Source organism: Rhodovarius crocodyli, from assembly GCF_004005855.1.
Lineage (GTDB): Bacteria > Pseudomonadota > Alphaproteobacteria > Acetobacterales > Acetobacteraceae > Rhodovarius > Rhodovarius crocodyli.
The window spans coordinates 1,025,345-1,039,871 of record NZ_SACL01000001.1 but is presented as its reverse complement, the minus strand read 5'-3'; the positions used below and the strand labels follow the sequence as shown (position 1 = coordinate 1,039,871).

18 protein-coding genes are annotated in these 14,527 nt (G+C 70.9%); 12 read left to right on the top strand and 6 right to left on the bottom strand.

Translation table 11 applies throughout. The features are described 5' to 3' along the window. Positions 1-13 precede the first annotated feature (13 nt). The 3 genes from EOD42_RS04990 (at position 14) to EOD42_RS04980 (ending at position 1,666) form a co-directional block, all read left to right on the top strand. Positions 14-874: a glycosyltransferase family 32 protein gene (locus EOD42_RS04990; RefSeq protein ID WP_127786343.1), complete on the top strand. Its 861-nt coding sequence runs from the start codon at positions 14-16 to the stop codon at positions 872-874. Next, positions 874-1,311 (top strand): GNAT family N-acetyltransferase, encoded by a 438-nt coding sequence (locus tag EOD42_RS04985; RefSeq protein ID WP_127786342.1) that lies wholly within the window; start codon positions 874-876, stop codon positions 1,309-1,311. Before EOD42_RS04990 ends, EOD42_RS04985 begins: the two co-directional genes overlap by 1 nt. A gap of 61 nt (positions 1,312-1,372) precedes the next feature. Continuing rightward, a complete protein-coding gene (locus tag EOD42_RS04980) occupies positions 1,373-1,666 on the top strand; it encodes an alkylphosphonate utilization protein (RefSeq protein ID WP_127786590.1) in 294 nt (97 codons plus the stop codon). Here the strand turns inward: EOD42_RS04980 and EOD42_RS04975 are convergent, their stop codons facing one another. Next, on the bottom strand, positions 1,667-2,239 hold the full coding sequence (locus tag EOD42_RS04975) for a DUF2585 domain-containing protein (protein ID WP_127786341.1): 573 nt from the start codon (positions 2,237-2,239) through the stop codon (positions 1,667-1,669). It lies immediately after the preceding gene. A 54-nt stretch (positions 2,240-2,293) separates the two neighbouring features. On the opposite strand from EOD42_RS04975, the gene EOD42_RS04970 reads away from it, so the two are divergent. From EOD42_RS04970 to EOD42_RS04955, 4 genes are all read left to right on the top strand, one after another. Further along, positions 2,294-2,872 (top strand): histidine phosphatase family protein, encoded by a 579-nt coding sequence (locus EOD42_RS04970; protein ID WP_127786340.1) that lies wholly within the window; start codon positions 2,294-2,296, stop codon positions 2,870-2,872. Then, complete coding sequence (locus EOD42_RS04965; protein WP_127786339.1) at positions 2,869-4,833, top strand: glycosyltransferase family 4 protein; 1,965 nt, start codon at positions 2,869-2,871, stop codon at positions 4,831-4,833. Before EOD42_RS04970 ends, EOD42_RS04965 begins: the two co-directional genes overlap by 4 nt. Next, positions 4,830-5,384 carry a Smr/MutS family protein gene (locus tag EOD42_RS04960; protein WP_127786338.1) on the top strand — a complete coding sequence of 185 codons (555 nt, stop codon included), beginning with the start codon at positions 4,830-4,832 and terminating at the stop codon, positions 5,382-5,384. The genes EOD42_RS04965 and EOD42_RS04960 overlap by 4 nt, the downstream gene beginning before the upstream one ends. A gap of 265 nt (positions 5,385-5,649) precedes the next feature. Next, entirely contained in the window at positions 5,650-6,018 is a 369-nt protein-coding gene (locus EOD42_RS04955) for a helix-turn-helix domain-containing protein (protein WP_127786337.1), read from the top strand. Here EOD42_RS04955 and EOD42_RS04950 read toward each other — a convergent pair. Then, positions 5,990-6,961, bottom strand: a complete 972-nt coding sequence (locus EOD42_RS04950) for a Bug family tripartite tricarboxylate transporter substrate binding protein (protein ID WP_164867789.1) — start codon at positions 6,959-6,961, stop codon at positions 5,990-5,992. The two genes, EOD42_RS04955 and EOD42_RS04950, sit on opposite strands and share 29 nt — an antisense overlap. A 201-nt stretch (positions 6,962-7,162) precedes the next feature. Here EOD42_RS04950 and EOD42_RS04945 point away from each other — a divergent pair, with 201 nt between their 5' ends. Then, the gene (locus EOD42_RS04945; RefSeq protein ID WP_127786335.1) at positions 7,163-7,468 is read left to right on the top strand and encodes a hypothetical protein; all 306 of its coding nucleotides are present in this window, start codon (positions 7,163-7,165) and stop codon (positions 7,466-7,468) included. Between the two features lie 89 nt (positions 7,469-7,557). Here EOD42_RS04945 and EOD42_RS04940 read toward each other — a convergent pair whose 3' ends face one another. Next, positions 7,558-8,178, bottom strand: coding sequence for a trimeric intracellular cation channel family protein (locus tag EOD42_RS04940; RefSeq protein WP_127786334.1), 621 nt, complete (start codon positions 8,176-8,178; stop codon positions 7,558-7,560). A gap of 119 nt (positions 8,179-8,297) precedes the next feature. Between EOD42_RS04940 and EOD42_RS04935 the strand changes: the two genes are divergently transcribed. Beyond that, the gene (locus EOD42_RS04935) at positions 8,298-9,470 is read left to right on the top strand and encodes a hypothetical protein (RefSeq protein WP_127786333.1); all 1,173 of its coding nucleotides are present in this window, start codon (positions 8,298-8,300) and stop codon (positions 9,468-9,470) included. Positions 9,471-9,507: 37 nt separating this feature from the next. Here EOD42_RS04935 and EOD42_RS04930 read toward each other — a convergent pair whose 3' ends face one another. The 3 genes from EOD42_RS04930 to EOD42_RS04920 all read right to left on the bottom strand — a co-directional run bounded on the left by EOD42_RS04930 (position 9,508) and on the right by EOD42_RS04920 (position 11,549). Further along, on the bottom strand, positions 9,508-10,062 hold the full coding sequence (locus EOD42_RS04930; RefSeq protein WP_127786332.1) for a cob(I)yrinic acid a,c-diamide adenosyltransferase: 555 nt from the start codon (positions 10,060-10,062) through the stop codon (positions 9,508-9,510). A gap of 8 nt (positions 10,063-10,070) precedes the next feature. Continuing rightward, positions 10,071-10,313 carry an energy transducer TonB gene (locus EOD42_RS25815; RefSeq protein ID WP_164867788.1) on the bottom strand — a complete coding sequence of 81 codons (243 nt, stop codon included), beginning with the start codon at positions 10,311-10,313 and terminating at the stop codon, positions 10,071-10,073. 348 nt (positions 10,314-10,661) lie between these two features. After that, the gene (locus EOD42_RS04920) at positions 10,662-11,549 is read right to left on the bottom strand and encodes a cation diffusion facilitator family transporter (protein WP_276318126.1); all 888 of its coding nucleotides are present in this window, start codon (positions 11,547-11,549) and stop codon (positions 10,662-10,664) included. A gap of 146 nt (positions 11,550-11,695) precedes the next feature. Here EOD42_RS04920 and EOD42_RS04915 point away from each other — a divergent pair, with 146 nt between their 5' ends. Genes EOD42_RS04915 through EOD42_RS04905 form a run of 3 tightly spaced genes read left to right on the top strand, consistent with a single transcriptional unit; the run spans position 11,696 to position 14,526 of the window. Further along, positions 11,696-12,805, top strand: coding sequence for an ABC transporter ATP-binding protein (locus EOD42_RS04915; RefSeq protein WP_127786329.1), 1,110 nt, complete (start codon positions 11,696-11,698; stop codon positions 12,803-12,805). Beyond that, positions 12,798-13,667, top strand: a complete 870-nt coding sequence (locus EOD42_RS04910; protein WP_127786328.1) for a carbohydrate ABC transporter permease — start codon at positions 12,798-12,800, stop codon at positions 13,665-13,667. Before EOD42_RS04915 ends, EOD42_RS04910 begins: the two co-directional genes overlap by 8 nt. Further along, complete coding sequence (locus EOD42_RS04905) at positions 13,660-14,526, top strand: carbohydrate ABC transporter permease (protein WP_127786327.1); 867 nt, start codon at positions 13,660-13,662, stop codon at positions 14,524-14,526. The genes EOD42_RS04910 and EOD42_RS04905 overlap by 8 nt, the downstream gene beginning before the upstream one ends. The last annotated feature ends 1 nt before the right edge of the window (position 14,527 follow it).

Here is a 14,527-nt window from a genome sequence, read left to right as displayed (position 1 = left end):
ATCCAGCGTGACCATGTCAGCCCTCGACTGGACAGATTTCCTGCCGGGTGCCTCCAGGGCACAGACGTTGCAGGCGCTGAACGCCCAGCGCGCGGTGGGTGACCGCCGCTACAGCCTGGGCGCGGTGCATCGCGTCAGCCGGGCGCTGATCGCGTGGCGCATGGCCTATGGCCTGCCCGCGCGCTTCCGCCCCGCCCGCATCGTGCAGTTCTGGGACGACGAGACCCCACCGCCCGACGTGCTGGAATGCATGGAATCCTGGCGCGCCACCGGCCTGCCCATCCAGCGTTTCTCCGAGGCATCGGCCCGCGCCTTCATGGCGGAGATCTACCCGCCCCAGATGCTGCAGGCCTTCGATGCCTGCCCGCATCCCGCCTCCAAATCCGACCTGCTGCGCCTGGCCGCGCTCTATCACGGCGGCGGGCTGTATGTGGATGCCGACGACCGCCTGGCCCCGGGCGAGACCGGCGCCGAGCTGCTGTTCGGTGCGCCCCTCGCGCTGATGCCCCTGGCGCATGAGGGGCTGACCATGCTGCCGGTGCGCGACACCCTGCGCGACCGCCCGGACGCGCCCTATGTCGGCTATTACTTCAACACCACGCCCCTGTTCGGCACCCGCGCCCACCCCCTGCTGAAGCTGGCGCTGGAGATGGCCATCATGAACGCGCTGGAATCGGTCGCGGCCGGCCGGTCCGTGGACCCGCATGAGGATGTGGGCCCCACCAGCCTGACCCGCGCCGTGACCGGCCACGCAATGGACATGCTGGAGGCAGGCCGCACGCCCGACCTCGACATCCGCATCGACTGGCCTGAACTGCGCCTGTTCGAGACGCTGGACTACAAGAGCACGAGCCGGAACTGGCGCAACGCCTGATGATCCGCCGGGCCGCCCCCTCCGACCTGGACGGCATGCGGGCGCTGTACCGCCACCTGAACGCCGAGGACCCGGTGCCCGACAACGCGGCGGCCGAGGCCGCCTGGGCCGCCCTCCTGGCCTCGCCGCTGATCCGGCTGCTGATCGCGGAGCGCGACGGCATGCCCGTCAGCTCCTGCACGCTGGTCATCATCCCGAACCTGACGCGCGGCGCCCGCCCCTATGCGCTGATCGAGAATGTGGTGACCCACGCCGATTACCGCCGCCAGGGCCTGGGCCAGGCCGTGCTGGCCGCCGCACTCGACACCGCCTGGGAACAGGGCTGCTACAAGGTGATGCTGGCCACCGGGTCGAAGCAGGCCTCAACCCTGCGCTTCTATGAGCGCGCGGGCTTCGTCACCGGCGAAAAGACCTTCTTCCAGGCCAGGCGGGGCTGACCCCCTTGCGCCCCGGCCGCCCGGCTGGGACAAGCCGCCATTCATTGCGAGAGTGAACCAGATGTCCGGCGACGACGACTACGTGTTCGATGAAGCGACCGGCGAATGGCGCCCCGCCGCCGAGGTCGCGGCCGCCGCCGTGGTCCAGGTGCGCGATGCCTCGGGCAATGTGCTGGCGGATGGGGATGCGGTGACCCTCATCAAGGATCTGAAGGTGAAGGGCGCCAACCAGACGCTGAAGCAGGGCACGGTCATCCGCTCCATCCGGCTGACGGACAACCCCGAGGAAATCGACTGCAGGCACGACACCATCAAGGGCCTGGTGCTGCGGACGGAATTCGTCAGGAAGCGCTGATCACCCCGCCTGCCACTGCCTGACGGCATCCACCGGCCACAGCAGCATCAGCACGTTCAGCGTCAGATTGTCCCGGATCGCCCACAGCGCCAGCAGTTCCAGCCCCAGCACGGTCGCGACCGACAGCCACACCGGCAACCGGCGCGCCAGCGCGAAGCCCAGCCACATCGCGACCACATCGGCCAGCGAATTCACCACGCTGTCGCCGGTATAGCCCAGCGCCATCGTCGCCTCGCGATAGCGGTTGATGACCATGGGGGTGTTCTCGACCACCTCCCACGCCACCTCCACCAGCGTGGCCAGCAGCGCGCGGGGTGCCACGCCCACGCGCCGGCCCATCAGCAGCCACAGCGCGCCATAGAACAGAAAGCCGTGCACGATGTGCGACGGCGTGTACCAGTCGCTCAGATGCTGCGAATTGCCCGAGGAGTTCACCTCCCCGTGCCACAGCTCGATGGTGCCGCAGGTGCAGATCAGCACCCGGCCCATGGCCAGCTGCACCGCCGCCTGCGCCGCCAGCAGCGCCGCCATCAGGGGCAATACCCAGTTCCAGCCCGTACCGCGTGCCATCATGACCTCAAGCGCCAACTGCTCTACACCGGGGGCTGAGACTGGACCGGAGCCCCCATGCGCCTCAACCCCATCCCCTTCTGGTTCCTGCGCCATGGCGAGACCGACTGGAACGCCGAGGGCCGTTCGCAGGGCAGGACGGACATTCCCCTCAACGCCGTAGGCCGCGCCCAGGCCGACCGCGCCGCGCGCACTTTGGCGCCCATCACCATCCGCACCATCGTGGCCTCCCCGCTGTCGCGCGCGCTGGTCACGGCGCAGACGGTGGCGGCCACGCTGAAACTGCCGGTCTCGACCGACATCGACCTGCAGGAAGTGGGCTTCGGTGAGCAGGAAGGCCTGCCGATGGGCGACTGGTACCAGGACTGGACCGACGGGCTGATGACGCCCCCGGGCGGCGAGAGCTTCCAGGCCCTGCGCGACCGCACGGTGGCGGCCATCAACCGCGCCACCGCCCTGCCGGGCCCGGTGCTGGTGGTGGCGCATGGCGCCCTGTGGCGCGCCTTCCGCGCGGAGGCCGGGCTTGAGGCCAATATCCGCACCCCCAACGCGCTGCCCCTGTTCGCGGAACCGCCCAAGGACGGTGCCGCCGCCTGGACACTGACGGCGCTGACCCTGGCGCCCGAGCAGGTTTGAACCTCCGGCGGCTTCTCCGCGGTTTTCTGGCCCGCAAGCCGTGGCGCTGGCGCAGCTTTGCGCTGCGCGCCAGGGCCGATACGGCACGCCGCGCCGAACGCTACGGCGCGGCGCTGGGCCTGTATGAGGAATACCTGAAGCAACGCCCCGACCACGCCATGGGCTGGGTCATGCTGGGCCATTGCCTGAAGGAGCTGGGCCGGCGGACCGAGGCGCTGGACGCCTATGCCCATGCCGCCTCCCTCGACCCGGCCGATGCGTTCATCCCCCTCCAGCGCGCGCATCTGCTCAAGCTGGAAGGCCGCGTGCGTGAGGCGCTGGACAGCTTCACCCATGTCGCCGCCATGGCCCCCGCAGGGTCGCCCATGGCCGAAGCGGCCCGGCGAGAGGCCACGGCCCTGCTGCTGCCGGGCAGCGACCCCGCCCCCGATGCCGGGGTGGGCCAGGCGCGCTGCTGGATCGATGTCTCCGACATCCTGGCCTATCTGATGCACAACCGCACGGTCTCGGGCATTCAGCGGGTGCAGCTGGAAATGGCCCGCCACGCGCTGGCTGCGCCCGACCGGCTGGCCTGTGTCATGACCCGGCCCTGGCACCCCGGCCTGTGGGCCATCCCGAGGGAGCCGCTGCGCGAGGTGCTGCGCCTGGCCGAAGCCGGGCAGGGCGCCAGCCCCGCCATGGCCCGGGCGCTGTCCCTGGCCGTGACGGGCGCGGCACTCGCGGCCCCGGTTCCCGGCGCGGTGCTGCTGTGCAGCGGCGCCTTCTGGCTGCATGGCGGCAACCTGCCCCTCTGGGCCGCCACCCGCCGGCAGGGCATGCGCTTCGTCGTGCTGGTGTATGACCTGATCCCGCTGACGCTGCCGCGCTTCTGCTCCGCCGCGCTGGTCGAGGAGTTCCACCTGGCCTGGGCCGAGCTGACCCACTTCGCCGACGGCTTCCTGGCCATCAGCGAGCACTCGCGCCAAAGCGTGCAGGACAATCTGGCCGAACACGACAGGCCCGCCCTGCCGGTCACGGCCGTGCCGCTGGCGCACGGCCTGTGCGCCGCCCCGCCCGCCCCGCACTGGACCCCCGCGATCCGCCAGCTGCGCGGCAAGCCCTTCGTGCTGTCGGTGGGCACGCTGGAAGGCCGCAAGAACCACGCCTTCCTGGTGCGGCTGTGGGAAGCCCTGCGCCAGGAAGGGCTGGCCCCCCCGCCCCTGGTCCTGGCCGGCAAGCCCGGCTGGCAGAAGGGCGAATTCGACGCCGCCATGGCCGAGACCCGCGCCGCCGGCGGGCTGGTGCGCCCCATCTCCTACCTCTCGGATGCCGAGATCGACACGCTGTACGGCGCCTGCCTGTTCACCGTCTTTCCCTCCCTGATGGAGGGCTGGGGCCTGCCGGTGGGCGAAAGCCTGGCGCGCGGCAAGCTGTGCGTCGCCTCCGACCGTGGCTCCCTGCCCGAGGTCGGCGGCGAATACGCTCTCTACATCGACCCCGATGACCTGCCCGCCGCCCTGCCGCTGTTCCGCCGCCTGCTGACCGACCGGGCCTTCCTGGCACAGGCCGAGGCCCGCATCGCCCAGGGCTTCCGCCCGCGCGACTGGCCGGAAGTGGCCGCCGCCATGATCACGGCCGCCGAGGCCATCCCGCCCTCTTCCCACCCGATCCCGGACTATCCGGCCCTGCCCGCCGGGCGCTTCCTGCGCATCCATCCGGCCACCGACGCCGACCCCTTCATCCACCCCCTGCGCGCCATGCTGCTGGAAGGCTGGGAACATCCCGGCAGCCACGGCACGCGCCTGTCCGGCAAGGACGCACCCCTGCGCTTCGCGGCACCCGGCGCCGGCACGCTGGTGCTGACCATGCAGGCCGGGGTGCTGGAACTGCCGGTCCTGCCCGGCGCACAGGAAGTGCGGGTGCCTGGCCCCGGCACCCTGGTGGGGCTGGAACTGCGCCTGGCGGAACCCGCATCGCCATGACCCGGCGCCCGGAACCCGCTCCCCGGCGGCGCGCCTCAGGGCCGAAGCCGCTCTCGGAGGATGACCGCAACCTCTGGGCCGTCTTCGCGCAGGCCATCACCCCCCTGCCCGGCCGCCGCCGCCCGGCCCTGCCGCCGGCTCCGCCCCCGGCCGCGCCCGCACCGGCAGACCCCGCCCCTGCCCCACGCCCGAAACCCGCGGCGCCGGCCGCGCTCTCCGTCGGCCTGCCCGCGCCCGGCATCGACCGCAAACGCTGGCGCGACCTGACACGCGGCCGCACCCGCGCCGAACGCACGCTGGACCTGCACGGACGCTTCGCCCAGGACGCCCACGCCCTGGTCCACCGCTTCCTGCTGAACGCCCTGGCCGACGGCATCCGCGTCGTCGCCATCATCACCGGCAAGGGCGGGCCCGACGGCGGTATCCTGAAACGCGAACTGCCCCACTGGCTGAACCACCCCCAACTGCGCCACCACATCCTGGCCGCCGCCCACCCCAGCCAGACCAACACCGGCAGCGTCACCCTGCTGCTGCGGCGGATGAAGGCATGAGGGCGGCACCGGACGGCGCGGTGGATGCGAGAGGGCTCTGCCCTCTCGCGCTCTCCCGCCAGGAGCCGAAAGGCCCCTGGACCCCATCTGGTTTTCTGAAAGTCTGGGGAAGGGGCAGCGAAGGCGCGCCGGGCCGAAGCGCGCCCGGTGCCCCTTCCCCAGACTTTCAGCCCCCGGTTTCCAAAGGCCCTTCGGCCTTTGGTGGGGGGAGCGCGAGGGGGGCAAAGCCCCTCTCGTGTCGCCCGTGCCGCCGGGAACCACCCCCATGACCCCATTCGGCCGGAAGCTGCGGGCGTTGCGGCAGGAGCGGGGGGTGACCTTGGCGGAGCTGGCGCGGGCGTTGCAGGTGTCGTCGGCGTATCTGTCGGCGTTGGAGCACGGGCATCGCGGCCGGCCCTCGGCCGGGTTGGTGCATCAGGTGAATGAGTTTTTCGGCCTGATCTGGGATGAGGGCGATGAGATGGGCCGGTTGGCTGGCGTGTCGCACCCGAAGGTGACGCTGGACACGGCCGGCCTCAGCCCCGAGGCGACGGAGCTGGCCAATCTGCTGGCGGAGCGGATCGGCCGGCTCTCGGCGGAGGAGTTGGAGGCGATGCTGGCCGTGCTCAGAGCTGGAGATCCACCCCGCGGGTGAGTTCCGCCCACATATCGCGGGACCGCACGACGGTCTGGCCGAATTCCTGGCTGCCTTGCCAGATCACTTCGGTATCCAGCTGGGCCAGGCGGTTGCGGACGTTCTCGCGCGCCATGGACTGGCGGAAGGCATCTTCCAGCCGGGCCAGGATATGGGGCGGCATGCGGGCGGGCCCCAGCAGCCCCACGAAGCCCGACCAGCCGCGCCCGATATCGGCCCCGTGTTCCACGAAGGTGGGCACGTTGGGCATGCTGGCGGGGCGGGTATCGCCCAGGGCCGCCAGCGGGATCAGCTTGCCGGCGTTCACGTGCTCGCGGCAGATGGTCAGGCTGTTGAGGCCGCAGTCGAGTTCGCCGCCCAGATAGGCCGTGACCATGGGGGCTTCGCCGCGATAGGCCACATGGGTCATGCCCAGGTTCAGCTTTTCGTTGATCAGCAGGCCGAAGACATGGCCGGTGGAGCCCGCGGCGTAGGAGCCGAGGGCCAGCCCGCGCCCGGCGCGTGCCCGTGCGCGGGCGAAGTCGATGAATTCGGGCATGGTGCGCGGCCCGAGGTTGGAGCGCGCCATGAACACCAGCACGGTGGTGCCCATCATGCCGATGGGCGTGAAGTCCCGCACGGCGTCATAGGGGGCGTTGCCCAGCACGATGGGGGCCTGCACCAGCGTGGTCAGGGTGAACAGCAGGGTATGGCCGTCGGGGGCCGCCTTCGCCACCACGTCGGACCCGATCATGGTGCCGGCGCCGGAGCGGTTCTCGATGACGATGGGCACGCGCAGGATTTCGGAGACGGGGTCCAGGCACAGCCTGGCCCAGACATCGGTGGCGCCGCCGGGCGCCAGGGGAACGACGACACGAATGGGCCGGTCCGGCTGCCAGGGCGCCTGGGCGAAGGCCGGGGTAGCCAAGGGCGCAGCCAGCAGCGCGCGGCGGGGCAAACGCATGAGTTCCTCCATCATTCGTATCGTTGTGCGAAACGATAGAGGGGTGCCTTCGCGAAGGGAACCGCAAAAGTTCCATAACCCCCGCGTATGATGCCGATGCCGAGGCTTGATTGGGAAAGCGCCGCGGAACGGCGCATCTCTGCGTCACCGAGAGGGCGGCAAGGCGCCGCCTTCCAGACAGAGACAAGAGAGACCAGAGCCATGAACAAGATCGCCATCGCCGCCGTCGCGGCCCTTCTGACCAGCACCGCTGCCTTCGCGGAGGAAGCCCCCCGCCTGACCGGTGACTTCGCCAGCCAGCATGTCGCCTACAGCGATGCGCAGCGCGGCAACATCGTGGGTGGCGGCGTGGCCGTCATCTCCGGCGTGGACGAGGGCCGGCCGGTGATCAGCTATATCGGTGCGACCGAAGCCCAGCAGGGCATCGCGGGCCAGGTGCCCGTGGTGCAGAACCAGGGCGGCCGTGACCGGACCATCTGGGTGCCCGCCGCTGGTCTCCGCGGGTAACCAGCGGGGGGCCAGCCCCCGCCAGGTGCCATGGACCCGGTGGGGTTCGCCCCCAACGGAACCGGCCCCTCGTCAGGGGGGCCGGTTTTTTATCGTTCGCGATACGGCGGCAGGGACCAGCCGAAGCGGATCGCCGCAGCCCTGATGCCGAAGGCCACCACCATGCCCGCCACCACCGCATGATCCCGCCACACGCCGGTCAACCGCAGGGACACGAAGCACGCCGCCCCGGCCAGCGCGGCCAGCAGATAGATCTCCCGCGTCAGCAGCAGCGGCACCTCGTTGCACACCACATCGCGCAGGATGCCGCCGAAGCTGGCCGTGACCACGCCCAGCAGCATGGCGGCCCAGGGGTCGGCACCCGCCAGCAGCGCGATTTCCGCCCCCAGCACCGCATACAGCGCCATGCCCAGCGCATCGGCCCAGACCAGCAGGCGTTCGCCCATGCGGAAGCGGGGTGCCGCCACGAACACCGCCACCGCCGCGATGGCGATGATGGCCAGCAGCTCCGGCGCGCGCAGCCAGAACAGCGGCAGCCGCCCCAGCAGCAGGTCGCGCAGCGTGCCGCCGCCCAGCCCCGTGATGACCGCGATCAGCACGAAGCCCACCACATCCATCCGTTGCCGCGCCGCCGCCAGCGCGCCGGAGATGGCGAATGCCACCATCCCCACCGTGTCGATCGCCGACAGCACGGAATCAAAGGACAGCATGTGCCTCTTCCCAATCAGGACCAACGCGGTAGGATAACCAGACCCGGTTTTCAAGTCCTTGACGGGGCGTGAAGTTGGGCGCCCCTTCCGATCTCCTTCCACACGCGGAACCTCTCTCCATGCTGGATTCGACGTCCATCGACGGGATGGATGCCTCGTCGCTGCGCGAGTTCCTGAGCCTGTCCGGCGGGGACGAGGCCTGGGGCCAGCGCCTGTCCGCCATCAGCCGCCAGGCGGGCTATACCGGCCGCGCCGCGCAGCAGCGCCACGCGGCGGAGCTGATGCTGCACCGGATGGCGGACCCCGCCCGGCTGCGGAAGGCCGGCGCGCCCGAGCGCCTGCTGCTGGGCTTCACCCAGGAGCTGACGGCCCTCGCGCGTTCCCTGCCCGATGCCCCGCGCTGCCGCCTGCGCCGCCAGCTGCGCGCGGGCCTGCAGGGTGAGGCCACGCTGATCCCGCTGTTCCACCTGGCCCGCACCGCCGCGCGCGCCCGCGCCCAGGGCTTCGACGTGCGCTTCGACGGGCTGCTGCACGGCACCCCCTGGGACCTGACGATCGAGCGTGAGGGCGTCTCGGCCGAGATCGCCTGCGCCACCGTCTCTGCCGAGGAAGGCCGCCCCTTGCAGAAGGGCGCCTGGTTCCAGCTGATGGACCAGATCAGCCCGGAACTGCAGACCTGGCTGGCCGCCCATCCCGGCCGCTACATCCTGAAGGTCACGCTGCCGGACGGCGCGCCGGTGGGCGGCCTGCACGGCCGCATCAGCGCGATGCTGGCCAGCCAGAAGCGCCAGGACAGCAGCGGCGAGGCGATGCTGAAGCTGGACCCGCTGCTGATCGCCGGCGCCCAGGCCGGGCTGCCCGCGGCCCTGCGCCAGCAATTCGGGCATGAGGCGCATCTGGCCGTGACCGCGGACAACGCCAGCGGCAGCGTCTTCGTCATGGCCGCCCGCGCCAGCCGCAGCAACGACATCGCCCTGGCGGTGAAAACCCGCCTGGCCGAGCACGCGGCCCGCCTCTCCGGCGAGCGCCCCGGTATTCTCAGCACCTTCATCGAGGACCTGGACCGCGCCGAATGGCGCGCCCTGCGCGACAGCCTGGAACTGGAAGGCACCGCGCGGCGCTTCCTGACCGAGGCCCCGGCACGCTCGGTGGTGGCCATCACCTGCGCCTCCCGCGCCGAGCTGTTCGGGGTGCCGGATGCGGCGCCGAACGGGGAGCTGCGGTTCCGGAACCCGGGGCACCCGAGTGCCAAGAACGCGGCGCTGGGGCCGGCGGTGGAGAGCTGGGGGTAAGGCCGGGGCAGCGCCCCTGACATGCTGCCAGCGCCCGTCAGCGCTCCCCACCCGGCACCCAAGCCACATCCTTCCGCCCGTCATCGTTCAGCTTCCGCCCTAGCACGAACAGGTGGTCCGACAGCCGGTTCAGGTACTTAACCGCATCAGGGTTAACCTCCTCCACGGCCGCCAGCGCCACCACCAGGCGCTCCGCCCGCCGCACCACAGTGCGCGCCACATGGGCATGCGCCGCCCCCGCGCTGCCGCCAGGCAGCACGAAGCTGCGCAGCGGCGCGATCACGGCGTTCATCGCGGCCAGCTCCTGTTCCAGCCGCAGCGACTGGCTTTCCGAGACGCGAAGCCTGTCGCCCCCCGTGCCCGGCACGCACAGGTCGGCGCCCAGGTCGAACAGGTCGTTCTGGATGCGCGCCAGCATCGGGTCGGCCTCGGCGCCCGCATGCAGGCGCAGCACGCCGATCGCGGCGTTGGCTTCGTCCACCGTGCCGAAGGCCTCCACCCGCAGCGCGTCCTTGCGCACGCGGCTGCCATCCCCCAACGAGGTCTGGCCCCCGTCGCCGCCGCGGGTGGTGATCACATCCAGTCTGACCATGGGTTTCCTCAGTTCAATGAGAAGCGGACATTCGTGTTGACCTGCGACGGCACGGGCATGCCGCGGTCCATGGCGGGCCGGAAGCGCCACTGCGCCACCGTGCGCCGCGCGGCCTCGTCCAGCGCCGGATAGCCCGACCCGCGCGTGACCTCCAGGGTGATGATGCGCCCGTCCGTGCCGATGTTCAGCAGCAGCGACACCACGCCCTGCTCCCCCCGCTCCCGCGAGCCGATGGGATAGGGCGGCGCCATGTTGCGGAACTCGGGGTCCAGTCCCGGCCCGCGCGTGGCGCCGGTGGCCGTGGCGCCGCCGCGCGGGCCGGCGGGGCTTTCCTGGGTGTTGGGGCCGCGCGGCCCTTCCTCCTCGGCCGGAGAGGGCGGGGCCGCCCGGCGTGGCCGGTTCCCCGGCCAGGGAGGCCTGGTCGGGCTGTTCCCAATACAGTTCCGCCTGCACATCCGGCAGGCGCGGCGCGGGCCGGGTCAGGTGCCACCACAGCAGCCCCGCCAGCGCCACCGCATGCAGCAGCAGCGAGGCACCGACCACCCCCACCCGGCGCCGAGGCCGGGAGAGGACGCTTTCCAGCTTCTGCCGGGGCTGGGTCAGAGCACCAGCACGCCGCTGTGCTTGGCCTTGCCCTCCGGCTCCACATGAATGGTGATCAGCGCCTCCCCGATCTCGGCGCGCAGCGCGGCCTCGATGCGGTCGCAGATCACATGGGCGGCGGCCACCGTCATGCCGGCATCCACCACCAGGTGGAACTCCACGAAGGTGCGGCGCCCGGCGCGGCGCACCCGCAGGTCATGCGCCTCGATCGCGCCCTCCGCGCTCTCGCCCACCACCTGGCGGATGCGGTTCAGCTCCTCGCCCGGGGGCGCCTCGTCCATCAGCGCGCCCAGGCTGTCCCGGATCAGCCCCACGCCGGACCACAGGATGTTCAGCGCCGTCAGCGCCGCCAGGGCGGGGTCCAGCCAGTTCAGCCCGGTGGCGGCGGCGGCGATGATGCCCGCCAGCACGCCCGCGCTGCTGACGATGTCGGTCAGCAGATGCTTCGCATCGGCCACCAGCGCGGGAGAGCGCAGGCGCCGCCCGCGCCGGAACAGCAGGAAGCACCAGATGCCGTTCAGCGCGCTGGCCGCCGCGGAAAACGCCAGCGCCGCCGGCCCCAGCTCCAGCCCGCGCGGGGCCTGGAACGCGCCCCAGGCCTCCTGCAGGATCAGGATGGCGGCGGTCAGGATCAGCCCGCCTTCCAGCACGGCAGAGAAATACTCGGCCTTGTGGTGGCCATAGGGGTGGTTGGCATCGGCCGGGCGCGCGGCGAAGCCCACGGCGGCCACGGCCGCCAGCGCGGCCGCGATGTTGACGATGGATTCCAGCGCGTCGGCATACAGCGCCACGCTGTCCGTCAGCTGCCAGGCGACCAGCTTCAGCGCGAAGACCGCCACGGCCACGCCCACGCTGCCCCACGCCATGCCGATAGCGCCGCTCACATTCCCACTCCGGTCGGTGAGAGCGCTGCATAGCCCAGCCGCTGTGCATCGCGAAACCGCAAGTGATGTCATGGAAGCGTCTCGCGCCCGTCATGCCAGTGGAACCCGTCGGGACTAAGCCGCGCCCGTCTGGAATGGGGGTGCGCGTGGCGGGCCTGGTTGTTGAGGATATCCGCAAGGGCTTCGGTGCCACCCCGGTGCTGAAGGGCGTGTCCCTGCGTGTGGAACCCGGCGAGTTCGTCGCCGTGCTCGGCCCCTCGGGCTGCGGCAAATCCACCCTGATGCGCATCGTGGCGGGCATCGAGACGCCCGACGCCGGTCGCGTCACCATCAAGGGCCGCGACGTGACGCGCGCCCATCCCGGCGCGCGCGACGTGGCCATGGTGTTCCAGTCCTATGCCCTGTACCCGCACCTGACGGTGGCCGAGAACATCGCCGTGCCGCTGACCATGCGGCGGCTTTCCGCGCTTCAGCGCGCGCCCTTCATCGGCGGGCTGTTCAGCGGCGACCGCCGCCGCGCCATCCAGGCGGATGTGGAGCGCGTGGCCGGCCCGCTGGGCCTGACGCCGCTGCTGGGCCGCCGCCCCGGGCAGCTTTCGGGCGGGCAGCGCCAGCGCGTGGCCCTCGCGCGGGCCACCGTGCGTGAGCCGCATGTGTTCCTGCTCGATGAGCCGCTGTCGAACCTCGACGCCGCGCTGCGCGTGGCGACGCGGCGAGAGATCGTGGAGGTGCATCGCCGCGTCGGCGCCGCCACCCTGTACGTGACGCACGACCAGGCCGAGGCCCTGACCATGGCCGACCGCATCGCCGTGATGCAGGGCGGCGAACTGCTGCAGCTGGCCCCGCCGGCCGAGATCTACGACAACCCAGCCGACATCCGCGTGGCCGGCTTCATCGGCAGCCCGCGCATGAACCTGCTGCCCGCCGAGGTGCGGGAGGACGGCATGGTGATGCTGGCCGGCCGCGCCACCGGAATGGCGACCCGCGCGCGCGGCCCCGTCACGCTCGGCATCAGGCCAGAGGCGCTGTGCATCGATTCCACCGGCTGGCCGGTGCGCGTGAACCACACCGAATACCTGGGCGAATCCCTGCTGCTGCACACCCGCCTGGGTGAGACCGAGCTGCTGCTGCGCGCCGAGCCCGGCACCCGTGCCGCCCCCGGCGATGTGCTGCACGTGGATTTCTTCCGCGCCGTGCTGTTCGGCGCCGACGGCAAGCGGCTGACCCCTCACACGGCGGCCTTGCAGCATGCGTGAGAGCGCCACCGGCTGGCTGCTGACGCTGCCCGCCGCTCTTGCCTTCATCCTGCTGCTGCTGGTGCCGACGCTCGCGGCGGTGGGCTTCGCCTTCACCGATTTCGAGCTGGGCGCCGGCCCGCCATCCTGGATCGGCCTCGAAAACTTCTACGAGCTGCTGGACGACCAGGGCTTCCTGAAAAGCTTCCGCAACACGCTGCTGTACGTCGGCATCGTCGCCCCGGTGAGCGTGCTGCTGGGGCTGGTGCTGGCGCTGCTGATCGAAAGCCGCGCGCCGCTGCGCGGCTTCTTCCGCGCCGTGTTCTTCCTGCCGGTGGTGTCGCTGACGGTGGCCATGGCTTCGGCGTGGCAATACCTGCTGCACCCCACCATCGGCCCGATCAACGCCATGATCCGCGCCGTGGGGCTCACCGGCCCCAACTGGCTGTCGGACAGCGGCACGGTCATGCTCTCGCTGTCGGCCATCGGCATCTGGGAAGGTGCCGGCTTCAACATGGTGCTGTTCATGGCGGGGCTGACCGCCATCCCGAAGGAGCTGCGCGAGGCCGCCCAGGTGGACGGCGCGCGCAGCGGCTGGGAACGCTTCCGCCTCGTCACCTGGCCCCTGCTGGGGCCGACCACTTTGTTCGTCGTCACCATCAGCCTGATCCGTTCCGTGCGGGTGTTCGACACGGTGGCGGTGCTGACGCGCGGCGGCCCGAACAAGGCCAGCGAGGTGCTGCTCTACACCATGTACACGGAGGGCTTCACCTTCCTCCGCCTCGGCTATTCCGCCGCCATCACCCTGGTGTTCCTGGTGATCGTGCTGGCGCTGATGTGGATCCAGACCAAGGTGCTGGACAAGCGGGTGCATTATGTCTGACGCGGCCATCAGCACCCCAGCCCCGCGCGAGGCGAGTGCCTTCTGGCGCGAGGTCCCGCGCCTTCTCATCCTCTCCGTGCTGGGGCTGGTGTTCCTCGCCCCCTACATCTGGATGCTCTCCGCCTCCGTGAAGCAGACGGACGAGATCTTCCGCGCCTCCATGACGCTGCTGCCGGAAAGCTGGGCCATCATCCAGAACTACGGCCGCGTGCTGCGAGAGGTCGATATCGCCCGCTACCTGCTGAACGGGCTGATCATGTGCGGCGGGATCCTGTTCTTCCAGCTGCTGTTCGCCATCCCGGCGGGCTATGCGCTGGCCAAGCTGCGCTTTCCGGGGCGTGAGTTCGTGTTCGGCTTCGTCATGCTCGGCCTGCTGGTGCCCGCGCATGTGCCCGCCCTGCCGCTCTATATCGGGCTTGCCTCCATCGGCTGGCTGGACACCTTCGCCGCGCTGATCGTGCCTTCCACCATCTCGGTCTTCGCGATCTTCCTGTTCCGCCAGTTCTTCAAGCAGCTGCCCGACGAGATCATCCACGCCGCCCGCCTGGACGGCATGCGAGAGGGCACCATCGTCTGGCGCATCATCCTGCCCAATGCCTGGCCGGCCGCCACCGCCTTCGCGATCTTCTCCGTGGTGGCCCATTGGAACGACCTGTTCTGGCCGCTGATCGTCGTCACGGGCCATGAGCACGCGACGCCTGCGCTCGGCGTGCTGCACTTCCGCACCGAGGAAGCGGGCGACGATTTCGGCGCCCTCATGGCCGCCTCCGTCCTCATGACGGCGCCCCTGCTTCTCGCCTTCCTGTTTGCCCAGAAACGCTTCGTCGAGGGCATCGCAACCACCGGACTCAAAGGCTGAT